This window comes from Hyphomicrobium sp. (assembly GCF_003987855.1).
Lineage (GTDB): Bacteria > Pseudomonadota > Alphaproteobacteria > Rhizobiales > Hyphomicrobiaceae > Hyphomicrobium_B.
In genome coordinates this window covers 73,478-86,867 of record NZ_RXIZ01000007.1, presented here as the reverse complement: position 1 = coordinate 86,867, position 13,390 = coordinate 73,478, and the positions used below count along the sequence as shown (strand labels likewise).

Below are 13,390 nucleotides of genomic sequence, written 5' to 3'. Positions count from 1 at the left end.
TGGCAAGCTCGGCGTTGGATAAAGTCCCGTGCGCTTCTGGCCTTCGTATGAGGCCAGGGTAAAATAGGAAACTAAGCCGCAGCAGCTTGTTTCGCGAATTCAACCCAGGTTTTGATCTTCTCGATGTCGGGCGGACGGCCTTCTCGCAGGATGCGCTTGCCGGCCGATGTCGTGGCGAATTTGAGCACGCTTGCCGAAAGCGCGAGCGGATCGGCTTCTGCGACGGCCTGCGCCGTTTTAAATCCTGCTCCGACGAGCAATTGCGCGTGCGTACCGCGAAGTCCCGGGACGGCCATGACGAGGATGGCCTGCTCCTGCCATTCGAGCAGGGTCTCTGCGTCGAAGTGCGGATCGGCGAGCTTCTCGGCGAGCTGCTCCGGGTTCTGTTTCAGGAAGTCGGCAACAGTGTGGACGCCGAGGCCGGCGAAGCGATCGGCCATCTTAGGTCCGATCGAAGGTGCGGCTTCCAGATCGTCGCCTTCGTGGAGATAGACCTGAACGCCTGATGCGGGCTCCTCCATCCGGCGGGGCGGCGCGGGGCGGATCTCCGCGGGACGGATTGGCAGCATGCGCGACGCGATGCTGACGGCTTCGGGAGCGCGAGGCACGGGTGGCGGGATCCTGGCCGGCGGAATTTCAGGTGGCTTTTCGGAGATCGCGGTCGCGGCGACGGCCGACTTCGCAACAGCGAGTTCAAGCGCGGTATTGTCGGCGCCTCTGATACGGGCGGCGCGGGCGGCGTCGCGTTCGGCGAGCTTGGGGGCAAGGACTTCGGCCTGATGCAGGTCGCGGATGACGCGGTCATCTTCCGGCAATGCGCGATCGACGCGTCCCGTCGTTTTCAATTCATCGTAGATGGCGGCGACGAGCTTGCGGTCCGCCTCATTGGAGAGACGCTTCTCGATGAACTTGCGGGGAATCTGAGTCATCGCCAGGAACGTCTCGGCCGTCAGCGTCACCTCCGGCGCTGCAACGCCCGCTTCACTGATCGCGCGGTCGAGCACCTTCCCGAAGCTTGTTGAGGCGTAGATGAGAAGTTCGGCGACGATCCCTTTGGCGATGTCGTCGAGACCTTCTTCGGGCCGCGTCGCTCCCTTGTGAATGTCGTAATGAGAAATCAGCTTCTCGTAGTAGCGATGCGAGAACTCCGCGCCATCGCACACGAACTCCGCGAGCCACTTCTGTCCCGAAGGGACAGCGATGCTCAAGCGGCCGAAGCGTTTCTCCCCAAGCTCGCGCAGGGCGTTATAGGAGCGGTTGATGCTCCACTCCGTGGCGCGATGGACGGCATTTTCCGCTTCCGTCTGCCCCGTGTGGTAGGGCATCACCGGATCGGTGAAATAATGGCTGAGCACGCCGGCGGCGTAGACTGCGTCCGGCCAGTTCCCTGCCTTCAGTTCGAAGACCGTGCGGTTGTACCATTCCTGGGTTTTTTCGGGCGCGCCGCCCCAATAGTTTTCGGACACGTGCAGGACGTGGTTCTTGAAGTCCTTGAAAGTTACGTCAGGGGCTTTGGAGCCCTCCAGATAGCGCTCGACGTGCTTGAGGAAGAGACGTGTCCAGTCGGCACTATCAGGCCGCGTCATAGCCTCAAGGGCGTCCAGCGCGAGCTTGTGGTGCGTGCCGTTGGCGTGCGTGGCATACACAATTCGATAGAGCGGCGACATCGGACGGCCCCTGGTCATGCGGGTTATCGCGGTAAAGTGGTCCGATGCTTACGCGAGTCGCGGCCTAGGCTCGATCCGTGCAAGGAAGGATCGGCGGGTCATCAACGGTTTTCGCGTTGAGCCCGCGCGTTTTTCTCGGCTGCGAGGTCGATGATGTCGGCGCCGCCAATACGGTCGCGGGCAATGCGGCGGGCGAGGTCGGCACGACGGGCGAGTTGGACGACGTTGAGCCCGTGCGGGGGTACGCGTTCGGACAATACACGCGCGATCATGTCCGGGGTCAGGCCGCACGCGGCGCCAAGTGCAACCGCTTCCTCCCGCGCAACGGCGTGGGCGGCTTCGATGTAGCCCATCAAGGCAGCCGCGGCATGGGCGCTTCCAAGCGGACCGGTCCGCTCAACTTGACCAAGGAGCGAGAGGACACTCTCGGCGATTTCGACGCCGCGCTCCGCGCCGCCGAGCAGCACTTTGGCATGGCCCTGGGCAGTCGATTCGGCTCCGCCAAGCAGGGTGGCGTCAACCAACGCGACGTCGAGCGGTTCCAGAATTGTGAGCAGCGCGTCGAGTTCACGCGGGGTTCGCGCACCCAGATCGACGATGACGCTTCCAGTTTTGAGAGCCAGGCGGCCGGCCGCGTTGGTGCCCAGCAGCAAGTTTCGAAACGTTTCGGTGTCCTCGATGGCGGCGAGCACGACGGCGCAGTCAGGCTCCGCCTTCGACGACAACTCCATCGGAGAGAGATGCCCGCCAAATACCACGGCGGGCGAGCCAAGTAGCGCTGCGTAACGGGTTGGTAGATGGCAGGAGGCGAAACGCTCCGCTACCGCTACGCCCAAGCGGTCATTGCCCACGACTCCGACGGGCCGATTGTTCGCCGAGATGCCCATTTCGTTCGTGCGCCTTTGTTGTTGTTATTATCGTCCCTCGCGCCACCAAGCCAAGGCAATGAGGGCGAGCAGGGCGGACAAGGCCGCGAAGCCCGTGAACATCGGTGTCAGCTTCACGCCGCGGGTCAAATATGCCTGCCGATCCTTCAGACCGAGCCAATCGGAACCCGCCATCACCTTCGCCGCCGACATCATAGAGATACGCGGCACATCGATTTCGGTTGCAGACGCGAGAAGGCCGGAAGGCTTGGTCCAGAAGACGCCGCCTCCCGTCGCATCGGCGATGGGTTTCATTTTTTGGTCTGTAGCCGTGACTTCGCTCATCTCTCGCGGATCTTCGACGCCGGCGTTCGCGACGGCCGTGAGCATGCCATCGGGGCCTTCGGTTTCGAGTTTGTAGAGTCCGGGGATCTTCACATCGACAGCCGCGCGCCACACGCCGGATTCGACCGGCACCGACTCGAGCGTGATCGTAGAGCTGTCGCCGCCTGGACCCAACACTTTCACCGGACCGACTTTGTCTTCCATGGAGCGGCGCTCGACGGTGAGCTTCAGGCCCTTTGCCGAAGCCGTCAGCCGTTCCTCTTCAAGGTCGGGCTCTTTCATCAGCCAATGCGACAGGCGACGGAGCAGGTCGGTATGCGGGCCGCCGCCGTCGTAGCCACGCGCCCAGAGCCACGCGTGGTCGGATGTCAGGAGCGCGACGCGGCCTTTGCCCTTGCGGTCGAGAATGAGCAGCGGCTTTTCTTCGGCGCCGTTCATCAGGACGCGGCCGTGAAGCGGCGTCACCTCGGCCTGGCGGAACCATTTGCCCCAGGACGGCTGCGGAGAGTTGTCGGCCACCTGTGCGCCATTCCAACCCGGCAGGTCGCGCGTCACGGGATGCTTTTGTCCTTCAGCCGTGACTTTCGCCTTGAACGGCATTTCGAGCACGCGGCCCGTAGGCGCAGCCGGGAGGACCGGCGCAAGCGGCGTCTTGTAGACGCTGTAGGGGCTCGCGTAATCGTCGCCCGCTGCCACAAGCAGCGCACCGCCATGCTCGTTCACGTAACGGGCGATGTTGTCGTAGTAGAGCAGCTGCAGGATGCCGCGATGCTCGTAGCGGTCAAAGATAATGAGATCGAACTCGTTGATCTTTTCCGAAAAGAGCTCGCGTGTCGGGAAGGCGATGAGCGACAGCTGGTTGATCGGCGTGCCGTCCTGCTTCTCCGGTGGCCGCAAGATCGTGAAATGCACGAGGTCGACGGCGGCATCGGACTTCAGAAGGTTCCGCCATGTGCGCTCACCGGGATGCGGTTCGCCCGAGACGAGCAAAACGCGCAAGTTCTCGCGAACGCCTTCAGCGGCGACGACGGCCCGATTGTTGGCCGTTGTAAGTTCGCCATCGACGGGCTGCAGCTCGATTTCGACAATATTCGTTCCCGTGTGTGGGATCGGCATGTCGATTTTGACGTTGCGGTTGATCTCGGTCCGGATCGTCTCGTCCGGTTGGCCCTCGCGACGAACCTTCAGTGTCGCCGCGCCGGAATTTGCCGACGGCGCGCTGCCTGTCTCACGCACGGCGACCTCGATCTCGCGCGATTGGCCGACGAGGCCGTAACGCGGAGCTTCGATAACTTCGATGCGACGGTCGAATTCATCGCGCTTGCCAGTCAGGAGCGTGTGCACGGGCGCATCGAAGCCGAGGGTCGCTGCCGATTTCGGGACGTCGTGCACCTGGCCGTCGGTCACGAAGAGCACGCCCGCGATGCGGTCGGGAGCGGTGTCGTTGAGTGCGGCATTGAGGTCGGAGAACAGGTTGGTTCCCGGCGGGGCGGAATCGGAAGGAACGCCGCCCGTCACCCACTTGATATCGAGGTTCGGAATCTTCGCGAATTTCGATTCCAGATTGGCGCGGATCTGTTCCATTTGCTTGGTACGATCGGCGAGCTTCTGGCTGGGGCTGTCGTCCAGAACGACGATCGCGACATTGGCGAGGTTCTCGCGCTGCTCTTCCTTCAGGATCGGATTGAAGAGCGCGGCGATGAGGGCGGCCAGCGCAGCGGCACGGATCAGCGCGCCACGCGACCGGCGGAACAGCAGCAAAAGAACGAGCGCGAGCGCGACCACCGACAATCCGATCAGGATCGGCGTCGGCAGAAGAGGCGCAAACGTAATCGACCAGTTCAAAATACTGCGTCCTTACTGACCCAATCTCTCGAGGAGAGCGGGTACGTGAACCTGATCGGCTTTGTAGTTGCCGGTGAGTGCGTGCATCACGATGTTGATGCCGCCGCGGAATGCCATTTCGCGCTGCATCTCGCCACCCGGCACGACCGGGTAGAGCGGGCGGCCGCGATCATCGAGCGCCCAAGCCGCCGCGAAATCGTTGGATGTGATCATGATCGACGTCACGCCGTCGGATACGCGCGCCTTGTGCGTGTCATTGTCGTTCTTTGGCGTCGCTTCGACCCAGAGCTGACCGCCGTCCCATCGTCCCGGAAACGAGCGCAGGAGGTAGAACGATTTGGTAACGACGTGCGTCTCGGGCACGGGTTCGAGCGGGGGCACATCAAGCTTGCTCAAGAGGCGCTGCAATGCGGTGCCGCCATTGCCGGCGAGAGGCAAAAGGTTGGCGCCGCCTTGGCCATAATCGCGCGTATCGAAGATGATCAGGCCGCCTTCCTTCATGTAGGCGTCGATCTTGGCGATCGTCGCATCGGGAAGCGGCTTGGCCGATTCAAGGACCGGCCAGTAAAGGACCGGGTAGAAAGCGATTTCGTCCTTGGCGATATCGACGGCGGCGGGCTCGCCTGGTTCAACCGCCGTGCGCGTCTGCAGCACGCGCCCCAGCCCGCGAAGGCCGGCACGACTCGTCTCGTCGGTTTCGCGGTCGCCGCTGACCACGTAGGCCAGCGTGACTTTGCTCGTGGCGTTTATCGCGGCATTATCAGTGGGCGAGGCTGGCGGGCGAACGACATCGGGACCCGATTGCGTCGGCGACATACCGGAGAAGCCGTCGAATTGCGGAATGGCATCGCGAAATTCGGGCGGCAACTGCTGAGCTGATGCGGGCTTGGTGCCGGCGACCGTCGCGCCGAACGCGAGAATGCCGAAGGCAATCATCACAGCGCCGGTGGCTCGACGATGTGAACCTGGACGGCGCGCAAAGAGACCGGCTAGTCCGCCCGCCTGCAGAAGCGTCACGGCGAGAATGTCGATCAGCAGAAGGGCGAGGGCCAGTGCCAGCATCGCGGGCTTCAATGCCGTGCTCGACGCGTCTTCATAACTGAGCCGCGTCACGCCCTGAGGGAGGGCAGGGAAGGGAACAAGCGCGCTCTTTGCATTCAGCACGTTGAGCGCGCGCGGTGCAGCTGCCTGTCCGTAGTAGCCTGGAGGATGCTCGATATCGGGGCGAAGCTTTTCCAGATCCGACGCTTTCAAAGGCTCGGCGGTCGGCGGCGGCGAGACCAGCGTGCCGTTGCCTGCAAGCGTCTTCAAAGGCGGCAAGACAGCGGCACTTGCGTTGTTCGGTTTCGATGCGCTGTCACCGGACGACGCCTCGGTCTGGCCGTCACCTGATCCTGCGGCGCCGATCGCTCCCATGGTCGAGAGCCGCCGAAGCATTTCGACGAAGAGCCCTGAGATCGGCAAGTTCGACCAATCCGAATTTGCCGTCACGTGGAATAGGACGAGGCGGCCATTGCCGTGTTTTGCCGACGTCACGAGCGGGGTGCCATCCTGCAATCGCGCCCAGATTTCGACGTCGGGCGTCAGTTCGGCGGGATCGGCGAGCACTTGGCGCGTGACGGTCACGTCCTTGGGAACCGAAAGGCCGGCGAACGGGCTTGCCTCATCGAACGACGCGAGCGTCTGCGGAGATGACCACGAGAGCGCGCCGCCGAGCGAACGGCCGCCGCTGCGCAAAACGACGGGGAGGAGATCATCGCCCGCCTTTTCAAGGCGCGGGCCGGCGAAGCGAACGAGGAACCCGCCACGCTTGACGAATTCATCGACCTTTTCTGCGGCAGCGCCGCTGAGCGTGCCGATATCCGCGAGCATGAGCACCGAAACGTTTTGCCTCAGGATGGAATCGAGGCCCTGGGCCAGATTGGAATCCTTGCTCGAGACGACGTCGGCGTAGGGCTTCAGCGCCTTTTCGATGTAATAGAGCGGCGCGAGCAAAGGCTGCGCTTCCTCGCGGCTCTCGCCGGAGATCAATCCGACGCGATGCCATTGCGTCATCGCATCGATAAGGCTGACGGCGCCTGCTGACCGCTCGCCGGCGATTTCGATGCGTGCGACCTGGTTGCGTAGCTCGAGCGGAATGTCGAACGTCGTCTTCGCGGAAGAGGCGCCGGCCCCCAAGTTGAAGTGTGCTTCGCCAAGACGTTCGCCACGGCTTGAAAATGCGAAGACGGTGCCTTCGCGTTCCGGGCCACCTACCGAGAGAACGGTGGCTTCGAGTTTGCCGCGTTCGGCGAGGTTGGCGACGAGACCGAGCGGCTCGTGACCGCGCGTCTCATCGATCACTGCCAGGTTGCCACCGGCAAGGTCTTGGAGCTTCGTCGCGACATCAGCCGTTTTGCCTTTGTGATCGATGCCGTCGTGAATCCACACGACAGAGAGATTCTTGATGCCGGCGGACGTGAGAGCGGTGTGAAGCGCTGAGAACGCCGCTTCGCGATCCGGTTCGAACGGCTGCGGGCTGAGCGCGGCCGCGGTGCTGCGCGCTTCGCCGGGCGGTTCGATCTTGACGGTCGGTAGCTTGCTTGCAGCAGCGGTTGGCACGATGACGACCGGGCGGCCGCCGCTTTCAGCCTCGCTGATGATGCGTTGGATCATGTTCGCGCGTTCGGGCCAGCGCGAGGCCGCAGCCCAGCCGTTGTCCGTGAAGATGACCACAGGTCCCGTGCCGGCGAGGCCCTTATCCTTCGACGGGTTCAGGATCGGATCCGCGAGCGCGAGGATTACGAGGGTCGCCGCGATGAGCCGCAGAAGAGTCAGCCACCAGGGCGTCTTCTCGGCGGTTTTCTCGTCGTTCTCGATCCCGACGAGAATGCGCGTCGGCGGAAACTCGACCTGCGTTGGCCGCGGCGGGACGGCGCGAAGCAGCCAGTAGATGACGGGCAAGGTCACCAACGCGGCGAGCAGCCAGGGATTTAGAAAGGCGAGCGGGCCGAAGCTCATCGAGCGCGCTCCTTGCCTTCAGATTGAACGGCATCAGAGCTTGCCGACAGCCAGCGATAGCCCTGAGCTGAGCCGTTCAGGCGCATCAGAAGCGACAGCAAAGGTTCGGACGCCGGACGGTCGGTGTGATGCGTGAGCAGCGACCATCCAAGCCGCTTGGCCATCTCGGCGAGTTCGGCACGATGGGCGGCAAAGCGCGCCTGATATTTCGGCCTAAGAGACTCGACGCGATCGGCGACCCAGCGTTGGCTTCCCGACGGCGTCAGGAACTCGGTGCGGCCGTGATAGGGCAACGTTTCTTCCGCGGGGTCGATGACCTGAACGAGGTGACCGCCGACACCGACGCCCGCATAGCCTTCGAGGCGTTCGCGAATGGCATGCACGGGGGCAAGGAAGTCGCTGAACAGGATCAGTCCGGAAAACCGATTGAGCCCGGCATTTGGGGGCAGGCTTTTCTGGACAAGATCGGAATTGGCGTTGGTGGCGATCGTCTCGGCGATGCGTGTGGCCGCGTTGCGGTTGGCCGTCGGCAGCATCTGCGCGAGCAGGGCAACGCGCTCGCCACCGCGAACAAGAAGCTCGGCAGCTGCAAGCGTCAACACGAGCGCGCGGTCGCGCTTCGTCACCGGAGCCAGATGACTCTTGAAATCCATCGACGGGGAAACATCGGGCCAAAGATAAAGCGTGTGCGCGGCTTCCCATTCGCGCTCGCGAACGAAAAGATGATCGGAGCTCGCCGAGCGGCGCCAATCGACGAGGGCGGCGTTTTCGCCCGACTGGTACTGGCGGAATTGCCAGAAGGTTTCGCCCGGACCGGCGCGGCGGCGACCGTGAATTCCCTGCGCGACGGTCGAGGCGATGCGGGCCGCTTCCATCAGCAGCTCCGGCATGCGGTCGACAAGCGAAATCGCTTCGCGCTCCAATGACAGAACGCGCTTCGTTTCAGAGCTTCGGCCTTCACCTGCCGCCGATGTCCGCCCGAGAGGGCCTGCCATCCCGCACCTACTCCACGGCCGCCGCGAGACGCGCGATGATGTGATTGAGATCTTCGCCCTCGGCGCGCGCCGCGAACGTGAGCGCCATGCGGTGTTTCAGGATCGGTTCGGCCAGCGCGACGACATCATCGACCGATGGCGCGAGGCGGCCGTCGATCAACGCCTTGGCGCGAACGGCGAGCATCAGCGCCTGGCTGGCGCGCGGCCCCGGCCCCCAGGCGACGAACTTATCGGTATCGGCGTTGGCGCCGGTGCCGGGACGGGCTGAGCGGACGAGGTTGAGGATCGCCTCGACAACTTTGTCGGGCACGGGGATCTGACGAACGAGACGCTGCGTCGCCATCAGCTCCTGCGCGGAGATGACGGTATCGAGCTTCGGCGTCTCGGTTCCCGTCGTGGCGTAGAGCATGCGACGCTCGGCGATGAGATCGGGATAGGTCACGTCGATCTGCAACAGGAAGCGGTCGAGCTGGGCTTCGGGCAGCGGATACGTGCCTTCCTGCTCGAGCGGGTTCTGGGTGGCCAGCACGTGGAAGGGCGCGGGCGTGTCGTGCCGCTGGCCCGCGACGGTGACGTGATGCTCCTGCATCGCCTGCAAGAGCGCCGACTGCGTCTTGGGCGACGCACGGTTGATTTCGTCGGCCATCAGAAGCTGCGTGAAGATCGGGCCTTTGATGAAGCGGAACGCGCGGCCGCGTCCAGGTTCGTCTTCCAGCACTTCCGAGCCGATGATGTCGGACGGCATCAAGTCAGGCGTGAACTGAATGCGCTTGGCGTCAAGGCCCAGTACCTTGCCGAGCGTTTCGACGAGCAATGTCTTTGCGAGACCCGGCACGCCGATGAGCAATCCGTGTCCGCCGGATAAAATCGTGATCAAGGTGCGCTCGATCACGAGATCCTGTCCGAAGATGACGCTCGCTGCCGCTTTGTGTGCGCGTTGGACGCGCTCGGCAGCGGCTTCAAGCCGGGGCACGATATCGGTATGGGTTTCGACGACAGTGCTCATAAGGGGGGCCTCGCGCGGAGCCGTGGTGGTTCGAAATCTCGGCGAAAATCGCCTTGCAAAACAATGTCCGAGCAGCGGCATTCCCGGCATTGGGGTAAGCCTAGACGATCCTGCCCGGGCCTCATAGGGTCAAGTGAATGTTACGTTAGGATGTTTTGCGTCCGGAGACGCCCTGAACGCGGCGTCACAAATGACGATTGAAAAACGGCAAGTTGCTTCAATGAACGGAAAATCTGACGCACGGACATCGTCATTGGAGGGCATTTTGCGTGCCGCATCGGACGCCGGAGGAACCGCGCTCAGGCCGGTGGAAAAGTGGGACCCGCCATACTGTGGCGACATCGGCATGGAGATCCGGCGCGATGGTACGTGGATGTACCAAGGAAGTCCGATTGGCCGGGCGGCGCTCGTCAAGCTCTTTGCCTCGATCCTCAGGAAGGATGCAGACGGGCGCACGTACCTCGTGACGCCAGCGGAGAAGGTGGACGTTCGCGTCGAGGATGCGCCGTTCCTCGCCGTCGAAATGGCGGTGGTGGGTGAGGGCCGCGCGCAGCGTCTGACGTTTCGCACGAACGTCGATGATGTGGTGACGGTCGATGCGGAGCATCCGCTGCGGTTCGAGGCGAGCGAGCCGGATGGTGGGCTGAAGCCTTACGTTCTCGTGCGCGGGAGGCTTGAGGCGCTGTGTACGAGGGCGGTGTATTCGGAGTTGGTGGAGTTGGCTGTCGCGGGTGATGACGGCGGGGAAGAGGTGGGGGTTTGGAGTGGGGGACTGTGGTGGGGATTGCGTCATCCTTCGCCGATCTAGTTCGGGCCAGATCGTCGCCCGGTTCAGTTATCCGGCTTGCCGCTTGAAGAGAAACTCCAGTCCCCGCGCTTGGACAAGTCCGGCCTCGGCCCTCTCCCATAGGCTGCGCAGCCTTCGGCGGACCGCCGGTTCGGCATACCCGGCTACGAGGTGACTGAGCATCAGTGCCGATAACATTGCCATCGCTAGCGCTGGCCATGGATTGACACCGTGATTCACGAGCGTGCGTATAAGAAATGCACCGACGACCGAGTGTGTCAGATAGAGTGGGTAGGTCATTTGTCCCAGGTGCTTCATAGCGTCCCTGCTTGGTTTGGACGTTGGCGCAAAGCTCTCAGGAGCATGCGCAATTATGAAGATGAACAGGACGACGGCGACCCACAGAACAACCGGCGTGACAATCGGAATGACAATGCCCGACGGTACCTCGAATTTTGTCATTTCCTGCGCGCGTAGCGCGATTTCTAGCATGCACGTCGCCGTGGCCATCAACATGCCGAGCCAATCAATGGTTTTCAGCGCACGTATCGTAGAAAGCCACATCCAAATGCCGAGCGCGAAAAAGCAGCCATAACGTAGCTGCAGCACATCAGCATGAGCGACGATCCATTGTCCCTCGGGCGACGTAAAAATGTGCGGCACGAAAGTATGAAGCAAAAGGTAGGTTGCCGACATCAGGCTCAATATTCTGGCGGCGTTTCTGATCTGCTCGAAGCGGCTTGATACGAGCACCACGAAGACGATGGCATAAAACACGATTTCGACCGCAAGCGACCAGTATACGCCGTCGAGCCACGGCCCGGATATCCAGAGCGTAAATGTTCGTGCAAATTCGTTCGCGAGATGACGTGTGGTCTGGCCGCCCGCGAGTAACCAAGCTGAGAGCGTGAAGAGCAGGCATATCCACACCGCCGGATAGAGACGAAGAACACGGCTTTTCGCAAATGCAATCGGAGAGGCTCCGCTCGCCGAATTCGCGATCACAAATCCCGAGATCACGAAGAAGATTTCAACGCCTATCCATCCGAACGAGGCAAAGGGAGTCGCCTCAGGATACGATGTTGCATGCGCGAGCATCTGTCCAACGGTCGATGACGGCGAGGCCCAATCGTAAAATGCGAGATGAAAAACCATCACGCAGAGCGCTGAAAAAAAGCGCACGGCATCGAGGGGATAAATGTGTGTACGCATGTCGGACTTCCCGCGTGGTACGCCACCGTAGCGCACCGGGATCGTCGCACTAAAGTTAATTGCGTGCTATACGGACGATTTATGTAGGATGGATTATGTCTTATGTTGCTTTGCGCTTTGAACAAATTCCAATTTAAGCGCACCCGGTGCATCGGCGTAAAAGAAGCCGGGTGAACCGCGCCGTCCGCTTGATCCGTGTGTCGCCCCCTCTCATCCGGCCACCACTTCGATGGCCTGCACCCCCACCTGCCGAGACCGGTAGACGCGTTGCCTGCGCCTTCGCGTGCCGCCATACCCTCCTGCGATGAAAACCGACAACCCTCTACTTCCAGACGGCTATTCGCCGATACCGGCGGGGAAGCTCGTCAATGCCGTGACGTTCGTCGAGATGTGCGAGCGGCCGGCGACGTCGCGCGCCGTGATTGGCACGTCGGCGTTTGCGATATCGCGCTGGAGATCCCCTGATCTCGATGATTATCGGGCGTTGTTCCGGGCCGTCGGTGAAGATTGGTTGTGGTGTTCGCGGCTCGGGCTGACCGACGAAGAATTGACGGCCGTCCTCAGCGATCCGGGCATCGAGCTTTTTGTCCTGCACGACGGCGACGCGCGTATCGGTCTGCTCGAATTGGATTTTCGCGAAGATCAGGAGTGCGAGATTACGTGGTTCGGCGTTGTCAGAGATGCGATTGGCAAAGGCGCGGGCCGGTTCATGATGGATTTCGCAATCGATACGGCGTGGGCGCATCCCATTCGCAGGCTGTGGCTGCACACCTGCAGCTTTGATCATCCGGATGCGGTGGCGTTCTATCGGCGGTCCGGCTTTCGGCCCTATGCCTTTATGGTCGAGGTGGAGAACGATCCACGCCTCGCTGGCCTGCTGCCGCGAACCGCCGCGCCTCAGATTCCTTTATTGGAGCGGTGATGCAAAAAAATATGGGTTCAAATTTCGAAAGGACTTAGCCGTCCTTTCAGGCCGAGTGCCTCTGGCAATGACGGTTCAGCCGCGACCGGAGCTTCGCCGAAAAGTGTGTCGCGGGGCGGGGACGGCTCCATCCCTAAGAAGAGCGGTGAGGTCTAACTGTCAGCTCTAATCAATCGCTCTCAGCTGCTACGCTTCTTTTTCGGCGGCGGGGGCGGAGCGGCGGCTTCGCGCGCGAGACGCTCAGCGCGGAGGCGTTCGGTCTTGGCGCGAACAGCTTGGCGCTCGCTCTCGTGATCTTTCATGGCCTGGGAGGCTTCCTGCGCGCGGCGCTGTTTGATCCCGGCGGCGGTCAACGGATCTTTTGGGGGCATCGCCATGCGAGCGCTCCTTGATTTGATACTCAAACAAAAACCCGCGGCTGGCGGAGCAGACGCGGGTTCGTCGATCCAGTCTGTAGCCAGCGGTGAGCCGGCTCATCTCGATCCAATCGCGAGATTAAGCAGCTCGCAGATTGTCAGCCGAGGACTTGCCGCTACGGCGATCCGCAACGATGTCGAACGAGACCTTCTGGCCCTCGTTCAGGCTGCGCATGCCAGCGCGCTCAACGGCGCTGATGTGCACGAAAACGTCGTTGCCGCCTTCATCCGGTTGGATGAAGCCGAAGCCTTTTTGGCTGTTGAACCACTTCACGGTTCCAGTCTGCATAGAAGATATCCTTAGTTCGTTTGCGCGTTTATCCGACAAC

General features: G+C 62.1%; 11 protein-coding genes. 2 read left to right on the top strand and 9 right to left on the bottom strand.

Annotation, left to right across the window (positions count from 1 at the left end):
• Positions 1–71 precede the first annotated feature (71 nt).
• The 6 genes from EKK30_RS05690 to EKK30_RS05665 form a co-directional block, all read right to left on the bottom strand.
• Complete coding sequence (locus EKK30_RS05690) at positions 72–1,685, bottom strand: DUF4332 domain-containing protein (RefSeq protein WP_290981548.1); 1,614 nt, start codon at positions 1,683–1,685, stop codon at positions 72–74.
• Positions 1,686–1,768: 83 nt separating this feature from the next.
• Entirely contained in the window at positions 1,769–2,554 is a 786-nt protein-coding gene (locus EKK30_RS05685) for an NAD(P)-binding domain-containing protein (RefSeq protein ID WP_290981545.1), read from the bottom strand.
• Between the two features lie 27 nt (positions 2,555–2,581).
• Positions 2,582–4,723 carry a hypothetical protein gene (locus tag EKK30_RS05680; protein WP_290981542.1) on the bottom strand — a complete coding sequence of 714 codons (2,142 nt, stop codon included), beginning with the start codon at positions 4,721–4,723 and terminating at the stop codon, positions 2,582–2,584.
• A gap of 12 nt (positions 4,724–4,735) precedes the next feature.
• Complete coding sequence (locus tag EKK30_RS05675; protein ID WP_290981540.1) at positions 4,736–7,723, bottom strand: DUF4159 domain-containing protein; 2,988 nt, start codon at positions 7,721–7,723, stop codon at positions 4,736–4,738.
• On the bottom strand, positions 7,720–8,718 hold the full coding sequence (locus EKK30_RS05670) for a DUF58 domain-containing protein (RefSeq protein WP_290981537.1): 999 nt from the start codon (positions 8,716–8,718) through the stop codon (positions 7,720–7,722). The genes EKK30_RS05675 and EKK30_RS05670 overlap by 4 nt, the downstream gene beginning before the upstream one ends.
• Before the next feature lie 7 nt (positions 8,719–8,725).
• The gene (locus EKK30_RS05665; protein ID WP_290981534.1) at positions 8,726–9,724 is read right to left on the bottom strand and encodes a MoxR family ATPase; all 999 of its coding nucleotides are present in this window, start codon (positions 9,722–9,724) and stop codon (positions 8,726–8,728) included.
• A 190-nt stretch (positions 9,725–9,914) separates the two neighbouring features.
• Here EKK30_RS05665 and EKK30_RS05660 point away from each other — a divergent pair, with 190 nt between their 5' ends.
• Entirely contained in the window at positions 9,915–10,532 is a 618-nt protein-coding gene (locus EKK30_RS05660) for a DUF1285 domain-containing protein (RefSeq protein WP_290981531.1), read from the top strand.
• A gap of 27 nt (positions 10,533–10,559) precedes the next feature.
• Here the strand turns inward: EKK30_RS05660 and EKK30_RS05655 are convergent, their stop codons facing one another.
• Complete coding sequence (locus tag EKK30_RS05655; protein ID WP_290981528.1) at positions 10,560–11,723, bottom strand: acyltransferase; 1,164 nt, start codon at positions 11,721–11,723, stop codon at positions 10,560–10,562.
• A 304-nt stretch (positions 11,724–12,027) separates the two neighbouring features.
• Between EKK30_RS05655 and EKK30_RS05650 the strand changes: the two genes are divergently transcribed.
• Positions 12,028–12,645, top strand: a complete 618-nt coding sequence (locus EKK30_RS05650) for a GNAT family N-acetyltransferase (protein ID WP_290981525.1) — start codon at positions 12,028–12,030, stop codon at positions 12,643–12,645.
• A 179-nt stretch (positions 12,646–12,824) separates the two neighbouring features.
• On the opposite strand, the gene EKK30_RS05645 is transcribed toward EKK30_RS05650, so the two are convergent.
• Positions 12,825–13,016 (bottom strand): hypothetical protein, encoded by a 192-nt coding sequence (locus EKK30_RS05645; protein WP_290982503.1) that lies wholly within the window; start codon positions 13,014–13,016, stop codon positions 12,825–12,827.
• Between the two features lie 124 nt (positions 13,017–13,140).
• Positions 13,141–13,350, bottom strand: a complete 210-nt coding sequence (locus EKK30_RS05640; protein ID WP_290982500.1) for a cold-shock protein — start codon at positions 13,348–13,350, stop codon at positions 13,141–13,143.
• Positions 13,351–13,390: the final 40 nt, after the last annotated feature.